We start from the raw sequence: 17,714 nt of genomic DNA on the forward strand, positions 1-17,714 counted from the left end.
TCATATCAATAAAATTTATTCATATTACAATTAAAATAAATTTTACTAATTCAAATAAGCTAAGTAACATTCTCCTCAGAAGTTCGCCATTGCCTGTAAATTCAATGAGTTTGTAGCGATTTATATCAATGGTGTTGGTTTTAAATTAGGAGATTGTTATGAGCGCATTATTGACTGTAAAAGATATTGTAAATTCGCAAGCCCCAACATTAAGAGCAGACTCAACATTACCAGCTGCGATTGATGTCCTATCGACTAACCGAATTAACGGTGCCCCTGTTTGTGATGAAAATGGCGGTTTAATCGGCTTTCTATCAGCACACGACGTGATGGTAGAGATGTGGTGTGAAGATTACTTGCCGAATGAGCAGGTCACGGTTTCTGATTTGATGAAGACAGACCTTATTACCATAGACATTAATGACCGACTCACCGACGTTCTAGAGTTTCTTGCGATAGATAAAGATCAACTGTACCCAACAACGTCAATGGGCTACGCAACGCAACTGACCACTTTGTCTGTTGAAGAACGTGCAAAAACAATCAAAGTCAGCAAACCACAGATTTTGCCTGTACTCGAAAACGGTCAGTTTGCTGGCGTGGTTTCTCGCTTAGAAGTGCTGACTGCATTGCGTGCACTATTTAATGACGCGATTAGCTTAGTGGCCGACGAAGAGCCTCAAGCGAACGTCGCATAAACGTTAATTATTTGGCTCACTGCCATCAGTTTTGAAGAATTAGATTAATCGTGCATGGGAAGCATTGATCTGGTCGCGGTGAGTAATTTGAAATTTTTCTTTTTGGAGTAGTAATGGAACATATTTCCGTTTTATCAGCATTTAACCACTTCTTCCTAGCGCTTGTCGCTCTGACGATTATGGTGCTTGTTTCCCGTACGATCGTAGCCGGCACGAAATATTCGTCGCTTCTCGTCATTGTTATTTTTGGCTTGGGGCTCGGAGCTTTACTTGTGAAAAGTGGCATGGCCGCACCGGGTTTAGGTGAATTCCCTGTTGTTGTATTAATGAGTCAAACAACGGTTATCGCTTTGATTGCTTCGTTCTTTGTCGGTGGACAAGAGATTAAGCGTCTACTGTCGAAGCAGAACTTTGATGACGAAGGTTACTTTGCAGCGTCAAGCAAAGAAGTGATTGTTGGCACAACCAGCACTCAGCTGACGTTCATTGTACGTGCTTTCCTATTACTGATCGGCATTCAAACTGCGGATGTACTTATTTCGGGTCGCGGAAGCAGCTTTGCGCTAGGTGAATCTTTCCTCCTACTTTCTTACATCTCGCTGGCGGTTGCTTTCATCTTTATTGATAACAAAGCCACCATTAAAAATAAGCAGCAGTACCTTCGTAAAGGCCTAGTTGAAATGGTGGCACTCATTGTCGTGTTAAACATCTCACTATGGTTGTCGAATATGGTGGCTGAGTTTATCGGTTTACCGCAAATCTTCTTCGCTATGATTGTTTCTTCTGGCCTAGGCATGATGATGCCAAACTGGAAGTTAGGCCCAACAATGAACTCTCTGCTCTTTGCAGGTATTCCATTGGTTCTAGCGGGCAGCTTCTTGGTGGGTGGTTCACACATGATTGAAGCGTTTGGCATTCCAGGCCTGACTAACGTGATTGTGTATGGCTTCTCAGGTCAGATTTTCTGGATGTTTGGTGGTCTTGCATTACTTATCTTCTGGGGTAAAGCGAACCATCTACGTAACCTAGCACCGGGCATGGCGGGTGGTTTGTCTCACTCTGGTCTAACTGGCGCATGTACAGCGGGTGATTTTGGTAAAACGGCGTCGTCACGTGCTCCAATCATGATCAACATTCCATTTGCAGGTCACATCTTTGTGTTCACTATCCTAGCGGCGAGTGCAGAGCGTGATGCGTTGATGGTTGAATGGACAATTCCACTTATCCTTGTGGGCGCAGCATTTGTTGCACTTTCTCTTAAGAATCTACGCAATTCAAACGGTTGTGAAGGGACAGAAGTGAAAGGCCTCATGCAGTTCTCTCTAGGTTGGCAGATCATGGCAGTATTCGGCAGCTTTACGATTCTAAGCTTAGCGGGTATGTCACTAGAGCACGCTTCAATGGCAGCCGCATCAGGTCTATCTCACTTCGGTCTATTTGCCGCAGTACAAGAAGGCATGTTTGGCGCAACGGCAGCAAGCTTAATCACGTTCACATTCGCAATGACATTCTTAGTGCACCCAATGGTATTCGGCATGTTTGGTAAAGCAGCAGAAAACGGTGGTGTTATGGCGAACAAAGCAGTACTGGCTCTAGCAAGCATTGGTTTCATTGGTGTTGCTTACTCAGCGCTGACTATTTAATAAAAATACAAGAAAACAACGTCTTGGCTAGGCCCAAACCTTAATCGGCCTAGTGAAAGATTCAGAAAGGCTTATTAACTAAGGCTTATTAACTAAAGAGCGAGTGAAGCGATTCACTCGCTCTTTTTGTTGGTTGTATGCCCATTATTAGTGCTAAGCGATCGTGAGAGGGTACGATCCAGCACGAAAATAACTAGGATCAGAAGAAAACCCGCAAGCGATGAACGCCCACTGACTTTTTATTATTACGTCGCATTTATTAATTTTCGTCACAAATGGTCACACTGACCCATATTGATGTGGGTTATAGTTTGCGTATGATTGATTGCCCCTCGAACTGCTATGAACTTATCTGCCTCTTATAACCTTGTTCTTGTTGAAGATGACTTAGAGCTTGCCGAACTCATCCGAGATTTTTTACAGAACTACGAATTTACAATCGAGATTGTGACCGATGGGATCACCGCCGTGAATACCATTCTCTCTACCCAACCCGATCTTGTTGTGCTTGATGTCATGCTACCTGGGCAGAGTGGCATGGATGTATGCCGGGCGATTCGATCGAGTTATCACGGCATGATATTGATGCAAACGGCACTCGATGACGACATCGATCAGATGATGGGGTTAGAGCTTGGGGCCGATGACTACATTGTAAAAAAGGTGAAGCCACGTTTGTTGCTTTCTCGTATTCGAGCGCTGCTGCGCCGTCAAGAACGAAACAGTGCGGAGAGCAGTAAAGACTTACTTCGGCTGGGCCCACTTCTGATTAACCTTCAACACCGTACCGTGAGTTTAAATCAAGCGTTTATCAAACTGACCACGTCTGAATTTGAATTGCTTTATCTGTTAGCCCGTCACGTTGGCAACGTTGTATCAAGAGACGACATCGCTCAGCACATTCGAGGGTTTGAATACGATGGTTTGGATCGTTCTATTGATAGACGAATTTCGAGATTGCGTCGCTCACTTCACGATGACCCGAATGAACCAGAGCTGATAAAAACGGTGCGTGGTGTGGGTTATCAACTCTGCGTACCACAGGAGGATCTAGTATGATTCGAGCCTTTGCTATCCTCTGGTTAGCCGTGTTTGTTCCCATCGCCCTATTAATTTTTCCCACGGGAGTGAATCCTGTTCAGCGTTTAAACGAGTCGTTTTCAGAACACTTTTATAAGAAAACCTACAGCGTGAACTTTGAGCTACTGACGGGCGAACTGCTTGCGATTCCCCAAGAACAATGGGCGAGTAAGATCAAAAGCTATAAGCCTCATTTCGGTTACCCCGTAAAGCTGCAAGCCATAGACGAGTATCAATCTGAGCCTGATGTGTATCAGTCTATTCTCAATGGAGAGATCGAGTTTTTATACGGTGACCCAATGGCACTGGTACAGCGGGTGGGCAGTAGCCAGCAATTGCTCTATTTCGCCCTCAATGAATCGTCTGAGTTGACGGTTTTGAATCAAGCAAAGGGCAGCCTGTACCTAGCCATTGAAGATTTACGTCGCTATCCGAAGGAAGAGTGGCAGCAAAGAATAGAGGCACAAAGCGAACATATCCCTTTTCAAATTCGTGTTAAAGAACGCACTGATCTTTCTAGCGAAGCGAAGGCCGCGTTGACAGACGACCCAATGGAGCCTGTGTCATTTATTGGGCCGGAAGGAAGTGTCGAATTGCTTGCGCCAATTTCTTCTGACGTTTGGCTTCATATAGAAGATGACGTATCCAGCTCCACTCAAATGAAACTCACCTCTGCGATTGTGGGGGCCTTCTTTCTGGTCATCTCCATTGCCTTAGTGATGTGGGTGTACCCATTGTGGCGAGATCTAAAGCGGCTAGTCATAACATCCAATGAGTTTGGCAACGGCATTTTGTCCAAACGAGCGACCACATCAAAACTGTCTGTCATCTCTCAGCTCAGCGAGTCATTCAATCACATGGCAGACAACATCGAAACCCTGATCGCAGGGCAGAAAGAGCTGACTAATTCAATTGCACACGACTTACGAACTCCCCTCTATCGACTGCGTTTTGCGCTTGAAATGATGGAGGATGAGACGACACCTGAAAGCCAAAAACAGAAGTACAGAAAAACCGCGCAAAGCAGTGTTGAAGATTTGGACCACCTGATCAACCAAACGCTTTTGTTATCTCGGTATAACCGAGTGGCCGACATTAACCACTTCTCACCATGCTGCTTTGCCGAAGAACTGCTTACCGAAATGGACTACTTCAAGCTTGAGCACTCCGACCTTGATGTGCGCTTTTATTGCTCTCCAGAACTCAAAGACAAGCAGCTGTTTGTGGATAATAAAGGGCTGATGAGAGCCGTAAAAAATCTATTGACCAATGCCAGCCGATTCACTCAATCAACGATATCGGTCTCTTTTCTTATTGAGAAAAACCAATACAAAATTACGGTAGAAGATGATGGCGTTGGTGTGCCCAAAGAGCATGCCGAACGGATATTTGAACCGTTTATGCAACTGGATAACAACGAACGAAGCAGTGATAAAGGGCACGGACTAGGGTTGGCAATCGTTAAGCAGATAATGGTGTGGCACAAAGGGCGAGCCAGTGTTACCCAATCGGACTCGAATGGTGCGCGGTTTGCGCTTTCTTGGCCTGTTAACCCAATAAAATCAGGCGTTACTAAAAAGAATGTGACCAACTTGGACACAAACCGTCCATAAAGTGCCAACGACACATTGATGGGGTGAATGTTAATTTTGAGTGGCATTAAGAATAGTCACTCACAAGGAAATAACATGAACCTCGCGATAGATACAAAAGCGAAATTACTGGTGGCACTCAGCCCCCTTATGTCACCAGTTAGCTTTGCTGAAGTTGACCCTTTCACTCCCGGATTCAGTGGTGGCATTAGCGTGAATGTTGGTGCTACCGACAGCAAGTCTCAAAACAATACTCATGATGATAATGCTATTACGACTGACTTGAACAATAGTGGAAAAGAGATCAGCCAGGCAGCGCCGTTTCTATTGGGCCGATTACAGTACAGTTTTGGTAATACCATTGTGTTTATTGGTAATAGCGAAGACCAAATTGCTGAAGCTCAATTTCAAGGCGAGCTAGGCGTTGTACAACGGCTGAACAAGAACACGTCTCTCACTGCGGCGCTCTTTGGGAATATTCCGAGTGCAGACGAAGTCTGGCAAGACCCATATTTAACCAACAGTGAAAGAAAAACCACAGAACAGACCGTGGCAGGTGCTCGCTTTGCCGTGGATTTCAATGCGCCACTGCCGATCTCTCTGAAGTACGCTTATGCCTACAGTGAAGTTGAAAATGAAGACATTGGTGTATCTCAAGCCCTCACGACTCAAGATGCTGCACTACTGCTAAGAGACAGCGATTATCACCGAGCGGGGGCTGAAGTCACCCTACCGTTCAACCAATCATTTATGGTTGCTCCCGCCCTTTATTACACCATGAGAGACGCGAAAGGGGCTGCGAACAGCTTTGACCAAATCAGTGCGCAGATCGCTTTCATCTTAAACTATTCAAGGCATAACCTGGTCGCGACCTTGAGAAGCAGTCGTGCTGATTTCGACGCCGAAAACCCTGTCTTTGCACTCAAGCAAGACTATGACTCGAAAGGGATATTTTCGGTATACAGCTACAACGAGCCAATGAACTGGCACAACACACAATTGCACCTTATGGCGGGGTATCAAACGAAAGATTCAGACATCACCTTCTACGACAGCGAAAGCACGTTTGTTTCCACTGGCTTTAGCTATCGATTTTAACCATAGGAGAACTGATGATGAATATTTCTAATAAATGGAAGAACACCCTATTGGCACTCCCTTTAATGGTGATGATGGGTTGCGACAGTGATGATGCCATTACCGATACAGAAAAGTGGACGAAACCGACGGTGAATGCGGGGTCGGATCAACTGCATACTCTGCCTCAAACGTCGATTGCACTGAAAGGCTCAGCAAAGTCATATCCTAAGAATTTATACAGTATTAAGACAACCAAATGGACTCAAATCTCTGGGCCGCAGCAACTGGCCATTTTGAACGACAGTGAGGTTGACGCGACGTTAATGAACCCAACTGTCGCTGGAACGTATATCTTTGAATTGTATGCCAAAGATAGCGCAGACCGAACCAATACCGATCAAGTGAAGATCGTCTTACAAGACGCAGCCGTGATGTCAATGGCTCGAAGCACTGCTGGGTATGGCGACGATTACCAAGCGACATGGGATCGAGTTGTCGACAACTACTCAAGTTACGACGAGATAGAATCCCAGTGGCAAGCCTTGTATCAACCCTATTTGGTTGAGGCTGAAAATAGCGCTAATGATGAGGAGTGGCGACAACTCGTTCAGGCGCTGCTTGAAGAGGTGGGTGATCAACGTTTGCTGGTCTCCGATCTTGGTCAACTACAAACCGCGATGGCTTATCGATTAAATGAGCACCCGCAAGCCATTACTTGGAAAAATAGCAACGGCATTGGGGTAGTGACGTTCAACGATCTATCAGCCGTCACCATCGAACAGCTCAATAGTGAACTCAAAGACGCACTTCAAGGGCTTAAACATCTTGATGAGCTTTGGCTAGAGTTTGATCAACCGGCCACTGTGAGTGAACAAATCGGGCTACAGTTAATGGCTGGCTTGACCCGTCAGCCGACACAGCTCTATTTAAATGACCTGGAAACGGAGTGGCTCTTTCTCACATCCAACGTTCACCTGTCTCAGACGATTGTGAAGGTCACAGGCGTTTCTGATAAAACAGACGGCTCTGATAATACAGGCGACAATGGCAATACAAGCGGCTACGACAATAGAGCGATCACGATATTGGCTGACTACCTGCTTAACCAAGAGCAGGGCGGGCAGAGTTTTACTTTCCAGCCAACCTTTGTGGTGGCGGAGTTGCCACTGAACAAGTAAAGCTGAGCTCACCATGTGAAACTGCCTTTCTCATACTAAAAAAGCGATGTTTGTTGAACATCGCTTTTTTGTTTTAAGAGGCGGCTTGTTGTTAAGCGCCTCTCACACTAGGCAGAGATGGTCAGGTTATTGACCCACGTTCGCTTCATGTAACGGTGGAAACAGAGGGCAAACTTAACCACTTCTTCCACCAACATTAGTGCAAACACCGAGGCGAAAGGAAGGTTAAAGACAAACGCACCAATCGCGGTAAGTGGCACACCAATCATCCACATCGAGATAAAGTCCATACGCAGACAGAACTGGTTTTCACCACCCGCACGTAAGATACCGTTGATGATCACCATGTTGAGCATTCTTAACCAAATGACCATCGCAAATAGGCTGAGAGCCGGAGAGGCCAACGCTTGCAATGTAGGCTCATCCAGGTTTAGCCACACAATCACCTGCTCTTTCCCCAACATGATCGCCATGCTGACCGTGACTCCAACAGCCAAGACAAACTTGATGAAGAAGTGAGTTAATGCAATGGCTTGAGCGAAATCATCGCGGCCCAAACTTTGCCCTAACAACACAGAGCACGCGGTAGAGATGCCAAAGAACGCGGAGTAACACAGCAGCTCAAATGGGCCGATCATGCTGAACACGGCCAATTCAGTGGTACCCATGTGACCAAAGATCATTTGATAGCTCAATGTGCCCATTGCCCAAAGCACCGCGTTGTACATGGTTGGCACGGCAAGAGATTTAAATGAACGCATCAGGCGCTCACCGCACTCTAGGCTTTGTGCCGAAAACAACCAGTGGCGGCGACGATACAAAATCACCGCAAATAATCCCACTTGCAGTGCGCGTGAAATACTGGTCGCTAAAGCAGCGCCTGCTACGCCCATGGCAGGAATACCAATTTCGGCAGTGACGCTCACACCATTGATCAGCACATAGTTTAACGCAATGTTGATGGCGATCGTTACCGCAGCCAGCAACAGAGGGAGCATCGCATCGCCGCTTGAACGAAGGCTCGACTCCAACACAATGATAATGTGCGTCAGTAACAAAACCGGTAAGGCATACCAAAGGTATTGTGAACCCAGTTCGATAACGCTGGCATCAGTCGTTTGAAGCAACATGATTGAGCTAGAAAAAAGGGTGATGATCGCGGTCGCTGGAATGATCAGCTTGGCCCCATATTTCAGCGCCATCAGCGTAACGGTTTTCGCTGAACTCTTGTCAGCTCGCCCCCAATATTGTGCAACCAAAATGCCATTTGCCGAGCCGACACCCGCAGCAATCATGATGGCGACAAACAGCCATTTTGAGGCGACTCCCACAGCGGCAGTGGCTTCCATACCAATATCACTGACCATTAAAACGTCAGCCAAAGATAGAACAGCAACGAGCGCACTCTGGATTGCAACCGGAAACGCAAGTTTTGCCATCGTAGATAGCATATTGTTTGGTAGCGAAGTAGAGTGGTTTGGTACTGTTGTTGTATGGTTCATAATCTTTCCTCTTTCTGAGTGAGGAATATACAACTCAATAGAAGAGATAAACATGTTAGAAAGTAATCAAAACCTGTTTGAATCCGTCATCGATCTAGATCACACTAAAAACAGTTGGCAAGATCAGGTCTTCCTCGCCGAAAAATGTCGTGAGCGTTTTCTCGGGCTTTCAGAGATCCCTGAATTCGAATCGATGGGGTTCTTTTTAGCCGGTATGGCTGACTTATCTGATGGATATATCGTTGAGCGGGAGTCGGTGGGTGTTCACACGATCTTGGTGACCGTTGAGGGAGAGGGTTTGCTTACGTTGGCGAATCGTCGACAAACCATTCCTGCCAACTCGTTGGTGGTTTTACCCGCAGATCAGCCCTTTCGCTTTGAGCTTGGAGAGAAAGTAAATAACTGGAGAATGGTGTGGTTGCTGCTGTCACCTCATGAAAAATGGCAACCTTTGGTTGATGAAGGGCAGAGAGTGCAACAATTTCGCCAGTGCGAGCAAGTGTGGTCACTGATGAGCCTACTTCATTACGAAATTGCAGGAAGGGCGAGCTATAGAAAGCTTTTGACGAGTGAGCTGTCTCGGTTATTGAGTAAGGTAGAATCCTCACCGTCTAACTCATTGATGCGGGTACAAAGTGTTTGGAATCAAATTGAATCGCAGTTGCACTTGCCTTGGAGCGTAAAGCAGATAGCCAAGCAGTGCTTTCTAAGTGAAGAGCAGCTCAATAGGCTGTCGAAGTCACTTTATGAGCAAACCCCGCAAGAGAGATTGATTCACCTACGTATGGAAAAAGCGGCTGAATTGCTTCACCACCAAGAATGGAGTGTCACCATGATAGCGCAACGACTTGGCTATAAAGACCCCTATGCGTTTAGTCATCGTTTTAAGCGCTATTTTGGGGTCTCGCCTCGCGCTTATAAAAAACAACACATTAGAGACAACTTAGAGGTGCCACTCTAACACTTGCCAATTTGGCCTGTTGGAAACCTCGCGTAGACGCTCGCATGGGTTGACCAAATAAGCGTGATCGGCGCGCTCACAGAGCGGAAGGTCATTGATCGAATCGGTATAGAAGTGAATAGTGTCGTACTGTTTGTCTTGCTTGTTTAGCCATTGTTCAAGCCTAGTAACCTTACCCTCTCTATACGTTGGGATCCCTTCAATGGTTGAGGTATATCGATCATCTTCGATCGCCAAGCCTATGCCCATCGAGATATCGATACCAATGCGCTTTGCAATGGCTGACACAATAAAGTGCACAGTGGCAGAGATGATGATGGTATCGATATTGGCATTCTTTAGCTGCGAGATCAGCGCTTTGGCTTGTGGGTAGAGGTGCGGCAAAATCTTCTCATCAATGCAGCGTTCGACAAGTTGGTCAACCTCACTCTTGTGAAGCGAGATTAAAGGCGACATTGAGAAAGAGAGGTAGTCTTCCATGTTTAACTCTCCGGCCGAGTAGAGCGCCATCAAGCGTTTGTCTTCTGCAAGAAATTGATTTGACGTTACGACGCCTTGCTCAACTAAAAACTCATTCCAAAGCATTGAACAATCCTCTGCAAACAGAGTTTCATCCATATCAAATACGTAAAGTGGTTGTAACATTGCGAGTGTCCTTGAGCGTTATTCTTCTAGTTCTATATTGGTTATTATTTTGGGTGCAAGCTAAGTACAATAAAGCTAGGCTCGAACGGCTTGAATCTCATTGAGATTAAACAGTAACTCAAGCTGACTGCCATTGCTGAGCAAGCGCTCAGAAGATCGATTCAGAAGGTCTACCGTCATCTCATGTTGGTTGATCTCGACCTGATAGCGTATGACATTGCCCAGCAATTGATGGCTCTTAATCCTAGCCTGTTTGGGTGAAGAAATGTGTGAGTCATAGTGCCGCCCTTCCTCTTTGACATAAATCGATTCTGGACGAATGGCAACCGTCGACTGAGTGTTGAGGTTGAACAACGTATTCGCCGTCTTCGCGTCAATGAGATTATAGTGCCCCATAAACCCAGCAACGAACTCATTGGCTGGCTGAGTATAGATGGCTTCTGGCGCCCCTTGCTGCACGATCTCACCTTGATTCATTAAGAAGATTCGGTCAGACATGATCATCGCTTCTTCTTGGTCATGAGTGACAAAAACGGTGGTGAGATTGAGCTCTTTTTGTATATCACGAATCTGCTGTCTTAGGTGTTTGCGTATCTTGGCATCTAGGGCAGACAACGGCTCATCAAGCAATAGGATACGAGGTTTCACCACTAACGCCCGAGCCAGAGCTACGCGCTGTCGTTGACCCCCTGATAACTCATGCGGGTACTGTTTCTCTTTACCGGATAACGCCACCAATTCAATGACACGGGCGACTTCTGAGGTAATCTCCGATTTGCTCAACTTCTTCATTTTAAGGCCGAAGGCGATATTGCCTTCCACCGTCATATTGGGAAACAGTGCGTACGATTGAAACACCATGCCAATGCCCCTCTGCTGGGGCGCACTGTGAGTTATGTCGTGACCATCGACCCAAATTTCGCCGCCCTCAGTTGGGTTTAATCCCGCTAGGCTGCGAAGCAGTGTCGATTTCCCGCATCCACTTGGGCCGAGTAAGGTAATGAACTCACCTTTCTCAATGGTGAAATTGATGTCTTCAAAGACAGTATTGGAGCCGAATCGTTTGGTGAGTTGTTTAACGTCTACATAGCTCATGATTTTGCCTCATGGTGAGTGTTACTAAAGCGGCTGGCGAGCCAAGTGAATAGGAAAATGAAACTGAAGTAAGTCATCACTAACGCAGACGTGAAGTGACCACTGGTTTGGCGCATGTTGTACAAGTAGATCTGCAGCGTTTCAAAGCGTGTTCCTACCAGGATATTGGCGAATACAAATTCCCCCAATAAGAACGAGAATGAAAGAAAGAGTGAGGCCAATAAGCCTTTTCTTAGGTTTGGAATAATGATGTAGAAAAAGGCTTGTGTGGTACTTGCGCCTAACAGGTGAGCCGCATCCATTAGGTCTCGTAAATGTATGGCTTCAAAACTGTTAGAAATCGCTCGATACATGAAAGGCAATGCAATCGTGAAGTAGGTACCAATGAGAATCCATGGTGTGCCGACAATGGGAATGCTGCTGTCAGCGTAGAGCTGCAATAACCCAACCGACGACACCACAGGCGGCACGGCAAAGGGCAACAAGATCAGCACGTTCATCAGTTTATCGAGTTTCGGGAAATAGTAAAAAACAACGAAGATCATCGGCAATATGAGCGTTACGCTGAGCACTAGCGCCGCGAAACAGACGAGTAATGAACGGCCAAAAGCGGCTAGGAATCGCGGATCGGTAATTAATTGAATGTACCAGTCCAGGGTAAACCCATCGGGCAGTATGGTGGCTCCCCATGTTGATGACAGCGAGTAAAGTAACGTGGCGAGAATGGGGATCAACATAAGACCCACGATCGTGTAGACCACAGACTTATGGTAGATAGCCGAACGGTTTTGGCGTGGACGGGCGCTACTTGTTTGCATGATAGCTCCTAGACAGTAGCCACTGATTAATCACGGTGATGAAGGCCAATATTGCCATCAAGATGACAGAAATAGCGGCGGCAAGGTTGGGCTCTAGGAACAGATCGCCAGAGACCAAGCTGGCAATACGAATCGTAATGACGTTGTAATTCCCACCCGTTAACGCGTATACACTGGCGTAAGCGCCCATTGCGTTGGCAATAAGAATGATCAGCGTACCCAGCAACGCAGGGGATAGCACTGGCAGCGCAATTTTTAGCCAGTATTGCCACGTTTTGGCCCCTAAAAGCGCGGCGGCGGCTTGCCAATCATCGCTCAAGGCATCAAAAGCGGGATAGAGCAGCAACACGCCAAGTGGAATCTGAAAGTAGATATAGATAGCGAGTAAGCCCCACTGACCGTATAAATTAAAGTCCTCAATGATGCCGTACTGCTTCAATAACAAAGTGACTGCGCCATTGACACCTAAGATGATGATGAAGGCAAACGCCAAAGGCACGCCGGCAAAGTTGCTGCTCATATTGGTAAAGGCGATCACGCCATCGCGGAGTTTGCTATCAACGCGTCTGAGTGAAGAGACCAATATTGCAGCTATTGCGAGCCCAATAACACTTGACCATATAGACAGCCAGATACTGTTTCTAAACGCCTGCATCATGAAGCTTGAATCGAAGACTTCGAAGTAGTTTTCTAGGCTGAAAACGTCATCATATTGAAAGCTATTGATCAGAACCCACAGCATGGGAGCAATCTGAAATAGATAGAAAAACAGCGCAAACGGGATCAACCAAATCGCAGGCTTAAACTTTTTAAACCGGCTGTGCTTTTGGTTAGAGCCTACGGCATTGTTGTCATCCGGTCGCACGGAGATAATTGACTGAGTCATAGAGATACGGGTTCCGGCGCTAAACCATCTTGTGTTAATACATCCAGTGGCACTGGCTTACTGTGATCCAATCCCAGTAGTTGGCAGCAAAGCCCGCAGATGTCGGTCTGTTTTACGGCTGTCGGTTGGTGCGAGAATTGGTCACCAATCACGAACAAAGGTACTTCTCTTTCTTCGGCTAAAATACCGCCATGTGACAAGTCGTTGTTCATACCGTGATCGCTGGTAACAATGACCTGGTAGCCATCATTAAGCCAATCAGACAGGTAATTGGATAAGTAGATATCGGCTGCTCTAGCGGTATTACGGTATTGGTGTGAGTCTAAGCCAAACTTATGCCCCGCATCGTCGATGTTCATTGGGTGAATCAGCAAGAAATCCGGATGATGATTCAACCTTAGAGATTCCGCGTCTAAGAACAAGGCTTCATCAGGGTAGTGATCCCAATGATAAAATCGACCGTGTTGAATGTTCTGGGTCTCGTCTTCGGTGTAACGATCGCGGACAGGTTGATATGGCGTGCGATTATACAACTCGCTCACCCAGTGATACGCGGCGGCTGCTGTAACCTTGCCTTGAGCACGTGCCAAACTGAATACTGATTCTTGAGTGGAACGTCTTGATATTCCATTATTCACAATGCCGCTCACGACTGGAGTGACACCCGTTAAGATGCACTCGTAAAGAGGGCGTGATAACGAAGGTAATTCACACGTTAAAGGGTAAAGGGTGGCTGATTGCTGCTCTATTAAACCGTTCAAGTAGCCCATGCAATCATGAGCTACTTGATAATTCAGTCCATCTAGAACAACAAGGATAACCTTATTGTTCATAGTCACCTCTTACTGCTGGTGGATTAGGACATTTTCTTGCCACTGACGAGGCAGTTTTCGTGCTGATTTTTCCCACGCTGTAAAGTCGCTCACAGGGTGAACATTACCGTACTGGTCGTTCGCGATAAGCTTCGCTTGAATCGATTCTGGTAGCGTTACCGAGGTTCGAATTGGGCGAGCGTAGCCTTCTGCTAAGTTGATTTGACCTTTGTCACTGAAGATATGCTCACGCGCTAACTTGGCCGCATTTGGGTTTTTAGCGAATTTGTTGATGATGGTGGTGTAGCCTGAAATCACAGAGCCGTCTTGCGGAATGTTCACCGTGAAGCGGTCGCGGTTGATTTGGTCACGGTAGCTAAGCGCATTGAAGTCCCACAATATTGCCACTTCAACTTCGCCTTTTTCTAGGTTCGCAATGCTCGGGTTGGTGAACGACAAACGGCCTTGTTTAGCCAGCTTGGCAAAGTACTCGATCGCAGGGTTGAGATCTTTTTCATTGCCACCGTTCGCAAAGGCTGCCGCGAGAACCGCATTGTTTGCTTGAGCCGCAACGCCCACATCGCCCACGGTGACTTTGTAGTCGCCTTTTAGGATGTCATCCCAAGAAGTCGGGGCGTTCTTAACAAGATTGTTGTTCGAGATAAAAGAGATGGTGCCAGTGTACGCGAGTGCCCAGTGGCCTTCTTTATCTTTGGCCCAGTCTGGAATGTCGTTCCAAGTACTTGGTTTGTATGGCTGAGTCACGCCCTTTTTAACCGCGACACGAGCGAAAGCAAAACCAACATCGCCAATATCGGCTGTCGCGTTTTTACGCTCAGCATCAAACTTAGCGATTTCTTGCGCGGAACTCATGTCAGTATCTTGGTGCTTTAGGCCGTAACTGGTCTTGATGTCAGCCCAAGTGTCTTTCCAGTTTGCCCAACTATCCGGCATACCAACGCTGTAGACAGCGCCTTCTTTCTTAGCCGCTTCAATAAGCTGTTTCATGTCTGCGTCTTTTGCGAAAACAGGGGTGCAAAGAACGGATGTTGTTAAAGCGGCTGCAATTGTAGCCGTAGTAAACCTTGTGTTCATTGTCGCTATCCTTCTGGACTAGGTCAGTAAGTTCGCTTTTTATACTATGGCGCGAATGTTACAAATTAGGTCTCTTAAAAAGACGCTTTTGTGGCGCTTTAATGACGGTTTTATGTCAAGAGGCCAGTGGTTCTTGAGTACAGGTGTGACTTATTGATTAGGCCGCTGTTGTCATCAAAGTGTTATGCCGTTGCCTTAACGTATCCACATAGAACTTATGGACTAGATCAGCAGGATTAGAATTGAAAACGCAGCTATTTAAGATAAAGAGCAGCATTAAGCAGCAAGTCGAGAGCAAGATTTTATTGCCAGGACAAAAGCTGCCATCAGAGCGAGAATTGAGTGATTTGTTTTCAACGACCCGAATTACGATTAAAGACGCACTCACCTCGCTAGAAACGGAAGGATTAATCTATAGAGAAGAACGTCGAGGTTGGTTTGTGTCTTCAGAGCGTATCCGTTACAACCCGTTATCTCGCGTTCACTTCCATCGCATGATCCAAGACCAAGATAGAATGGCGGAAACGCACGTATTGAACGTGAGAAGTGAACTGGCGAATGGGGAATATTCACAAGCGTTGCTGATCGATAAGATCACACCTGTTCATGTGTTCGAGCGATTGAGGTATATCGACGGGAGAGTGGTGCTTTATGTCGAAAACTGTTTGATCGCGGAATTATTCCCCAAAATTCTAGACGAGAACCTAAGCCAATCTTTGACGGCGCTTTACAGCAAAAAGTATGGTTATGAAACCAAGCGGTCTCGCTTTGATGTTATTCCCACTGCCGCGCCTAGCCACGTGGCTAAAGCACTGAATCTTGCTGAGGGTCAGCCCGTGCTCAAAATCAGCCGCGTGAATTACAAGCAAGATGGACAAGTGATGGACTGCGAATTGGAGTACTGGCGTCCTGACTGTGTGATGATCTGTATTGATAGCCAATCGTCGTAAAGATAGGTATTGATGGTGATGGAGATCTCATATTTGATATGTTTTAGTGATAGTTATGTTTATTTGGTGTGAGTGTAACTAGTTGATTTATAGTGTTTATTTTTGTTGTGGGTGGAGTTTTTATAAGAAGGTCGTTGTAAAAATCCGATAACGTTCAACTGCAACTGAATGAAAATGAACGTAATTTTTTTGAATGCACATCACTTCATTGCACTTTTGCACATACGATCTCAAATGTTGAACTCGTGTAAGAGTGAACTACGCTTTTTGGGTTAAAATCAACCTAGAGACCGTTCAATGAATAACTATAAACTTAAAACGTTAGTTGCTCTAAGTGGAGCAATTATACTGGCTGGGTGTAATGGCAGTTCTTCCTCTACTTCGGCTACCGCGCAAACTGGGCAGTTTATTGATGCTGCCGTTGCCAACATCAACTACGCGACAGAAACCTTATCTGGTGTGACCGATGCCAATGGTAATTATTTGTACGAAGCAGGAGAAACCGTCACCTTCTCAATAGGCTCTATCACTTTTCCTCCTGTTCTCGCTTCTGGAGTCGTGACTCCGCTTGATATTGCAAACAGCAATGACACCGAAGATGACCAGGTCATCAATATCATCCGCTTCTTGCAAACGCTTGATACTGATGGCGACCCAAGTAATGGGATAACGATCTCCAATGATGCGAAAGATGCCGCCACCGTGGATATTGATTTTGATGTGTCGAAATCGGTTTTTGAAAGCAATTCGACCGTACTGGGTGTCATCGCGTCAGGCGGACAAGACAGCGCGCCAAGTGCGCTGGTGAGTGAAGCGTCTGCGTTATCCCACTTCGAGTCGACCCTTCAAACCGCGGGTATTACGTTTGGGAAGTTCGTGGGCACTTGGTTGGTCTCAGGCACGAATGAAAATGAGCTTCTCATGTTTACGTTCTTTGCGGATGGGACCTATGTTCACGCTGAGATCGATACGGATCTACAAAATGCGCAGAACCCCAATGAGGTCAATGGCATGGAGTGGGGGACCTATGAGGTCAACACTATTGGCGAGTTTTTCAGCGCAACAACCTATTTTGATGAAAATGGCGATACGGGTTTAACGGACGTGATTACGTCGGCTACCGCAAGTTCAACGGATGGTGCGACAATTACGTTTGGCTTTAGTAATAATGATCAAACGCTCACCTTTACCATCAAGGAGTACGTGAGTGGGTCCGTAACTACGACAGATACGTTGGTCTTCACCAAGCTCGTTGATAACGGCATTGTAGGAACATGGTCAATCTCGGGAACGAATGAAAATGAATTGTTGATGTTTACCTTCCTATCTGACGGCACGTATGTTCATACCGAAGTGGATACCGACCTAAGTACAGCGACAAACCCGAATGAGAACAACGGAGTTGAGTGGGGTAAATACTCAATCAATGCCCAAACCAATGAGATGACCGTATCGTTTGATGACGCATCGAAAACGGATCTAAATGGTGACACTGGCCTGTCTGATTTTGTTGGCAATGCGAATAATCAAGTCTTTGCAACGGTGTCGGGCGATCTCTTATCGCTTCGAATTGTAGAGTCTGGTAGTGAAGAGACCTTAACATTCAAACGTGAGTAGCGCGGGTTGATTCCAAGTCATTCTCATGGCAAACGCGGCAAAAAGACCATAAGCGGTTTTTT

16 protein-coding genes are annotated in these 17,714 nt (G+C 46.2%); 9 read left to right on the forward strand and 7 right to left on the reverse strand.

What is annotated here, in order from left to right; all coding sequences use genetic code 11:
• Positions 1 to 158: 158 nt before the first annotated feature.
• The 6 genes from BCU12_RS18020 to BCU12_RS18045 all read left to right on the forward strand — a co-directional run bounded on the left by BCU12_RS18020 (position 159) and on the right by BCU12_RS18045 (position 7,271).
• Positions 159 to 698, forward strand: coding sequence for a CBS domain-containing protein (locus tag BCU12_RS18020; RefSeq protein WP_102405634.1), 540 nt, complete (start codon positions 159 to 161; stop codon positions 696 to 698).
• A gap of 113 nt (positions 699 to 811) precedes the next feature.
• Positions 812 to 2,341, forward strand: coding sequence for a hypothetical protein (locus tag BCU12_RS18025; RefSeq protein ID WP_102405635.1), 1,530 nt, complete (start codon positions 812 to 814; stop codon positions 2,339 to 2,341).
• 342 nt (positions 2,342 to 2,683) lie between these two features.
• On the forward strand, positions 2,684 to 3,400 hold the full coding sequence (locus BCU12_RS18030; RefSeq protein ID WP_102405636.1) for a winged helix-turn-helix domain-containing protein: 717 nt from the start codon (positions 2,684 to 2,686) through the stop codon (positions 3,398 to 3,400).
• Complete coding sequence (locus tag BCU12_RS18035) at positions 3,397 to 5,034, forward strand: ATP-binding protein (protein ID WP_102405637.1); 1,638 nt, start codon at positions 3,397 to 3,399, stop codon at positions 5,032 to 5,034. Before BCU12_RS18030 ends, BCU12_RS18035 begins: the two co-directional genes overlap by 4 nt.
• A gap of 75 nt (positions 5,035 to 5,109) precedes the next feature.
• Positions 5,110 to 6,111 carry a DUF2860 family protein gene (locus BCU12_RS18040; RefSeq protein ID WP_102405638.1) on the forward strand — a complete coding sequence of 334 codons (1,002 nt, stop codon included), beginning with the start codon at positions 5,110 to 5,112 and terminating at the stop codon, positions 6,109 to 6,111.
• Positions 6,112 to 6,125: 14 nt separating this feature from the next.
• A complete protein-coding gene (locus BCU12_RS18045; RefSeq protein ID WP_241909870.1) occupies positions 6,126 to 7,271 on the forward strand; it encodes a hypothetical protein in 1,146 nt (381 codons plus the stop codon).
• 107 nt (positions 7,272 to 7,378) lie between these two features.
• Here the strand turns inward: BCU12_RS18045 and BCU12_RS18050 are convergent, their stop codons facing one another.
• Complete coding sequence (locus BCU12_RS18050; RefSeq protein ID WP_102405639.1) at positions 7,379 to 8,773, reverse strand: MATE family efflux transporter; 1,395 nt, start codon at positions 8,771 to 8,773, stop codon at positions 7,379 to 7,381.
• Between the two features lie 52 nt (positions 8,774 to 8,825).
• Between BCU12_RS18050 and BCU12_RS18055 the strand changes: the two genes are divergently transcribed.
• A complete protein-coding gene (locus BCU12_RS18055; protein ID WP_102405640.1) occupies positions 8,826 to 9,734 on the forward strand; it encodes a helix-turn-helix transcriptional regulator in 909 nt (302 codons plus the stop codon).
• Here the strand turns inward: BCU12_RS18055 and BCU12_RS18060 are convergent.
• The 6 genes from BCU12_RS18060 to BCU12_RS18085 all read right to left on the reverse strand — a co-directional run bounded on the left by BCU12_RS18060 (position 9,717) and on the right by BCU12_RS18085 (position 15,085).
• Complete coding sequence (locus tag BCU12_RS18060) at positions 9,717 to 10,379, reverse strand: HAD family hydrolase (protein WP_198599373.1); 663 nt, start codon at positions 10,377 to 10,379, stop codon at positions 9,717 to 9,719. The genes BCU12_RS18055 and BCU12_RS18060 overlap by 18 nt on opposite strands.
• Positions 10,380 to 10,454: 75 nt before the next feature.
• Positions 10,455 to 11,474, reverse strand: a complete 1,020-nt coding sequence (locus BCU12_RS18065; protein ID WP_102405641.1) for an ABC transporter ATP-binding protein — start codon at positions 11,472 to 11,474, stop codon at positions 10,455 to 10,457.
• Positions 11,471 to 12,292 carry an ABC transporter permease gene (locus tag BCU12_RS18070; RefSeq protein ID WP_102405642.1) on the reverse strand — a complete coding sequence of 274 codons (822 nt, stop codon included), beginning with the start codon at positions 12,290 to 12,292 and terminating at the stop codon, positions 11,471 to 11,473. The genes BCU12_RS18065 and BCU12_RS18070 overlap by 4 nt, the downstream gene beginning before the upstream one ends.
• Positions 12,279 to 13,178: an ABC transporter permease subunit gene (locus BCU12_RS18075; RefSeq protein ID WP_102405643.1), complete on the reverse strand. Its 900-nt coding sequence runs from the start codon at positions 13,176 to 13,178 to the stop codon at positions 12,279 to 12,281. The genes BCU12_RS18070 and BCU12_RS18075 overlap by 14 nt, the downstream gene beginning before the upstream one ends.
• Positions 13,175 to 14,011 carry an alkaline phosphatase family protein gene (locus BCU12_RS18080; protein WP_102405644.1) on the reverse strand — a complete coding sequence of 279 codons (837 nt, stop codon included), beginning with the start codon at positions 14,009 to 14,011 and terminating at the stop codon, positions 13,175 to 13,177. The genes BCU12_RS18075 and BCU12_RS18080 overlap by 4 nt, the downstream gene beginning before the upstream one ends.
• Positions 14,012 to 14,020: 9 nt before the next feature.
• Positions 14,021 to 15,085 carry an ABC transporter substrate-binding protein gene (locus BCU12_RS18085; protein WP_102405645.1) on the reverse strand — a complete coding sequence of 355 codons (1,065 nt, stop codon included), beginning with the start codon at positions 15,083 to 15,085 and terminating at the stop codon, positions 14,021 to 14,023.
• Between the two features lie 242 nt (positions 15,086 to 15,327).
• Here BCU12_RS18085 and BCU12_RS18090 point away from each other — a divergent pair, with 242 nt between their 5' ends.
• Together BCU12_RS18090 and BCU12_RS18095 are read left to right on the forward strand one after the other, a co-directional pair.
• The gene (locus tag BCU12_RS18090) at positions 15,328 to 16,035 is read left to right on the forward strand and encodes a UTRA domain-containing protein (RefSeq protein ID WP_102405646.1); all 708 of its coding nucleotides are present in this window, start codon (positions 15,328 to 15,330) and stop codon (positions 16,033 to 16,035) included.
• Between the two features lie 297 nt (positions 16,036 to 16,332).
• A complete protein-coding gene (locus BCU12_RS18095; protein ID WP_102405647.1) occupies positions 16,333 to 17,652 on the forward strand; it encodes a hypothetical protein in 1,320 nt (439 codons plus the stop codon).
• Positions 17,653 to 17,714: the final 62 nt, after the last annotated feature.

This window comes from Vibrio sp. 10N.261.55.A7, assembly GCF_002877365.1.
Taxonomy (GTDB): Bacteria; Pseudomonadota; Gammaproteobacteria; order Enterobacterales; family Vibrionaceae; genus Vibrio.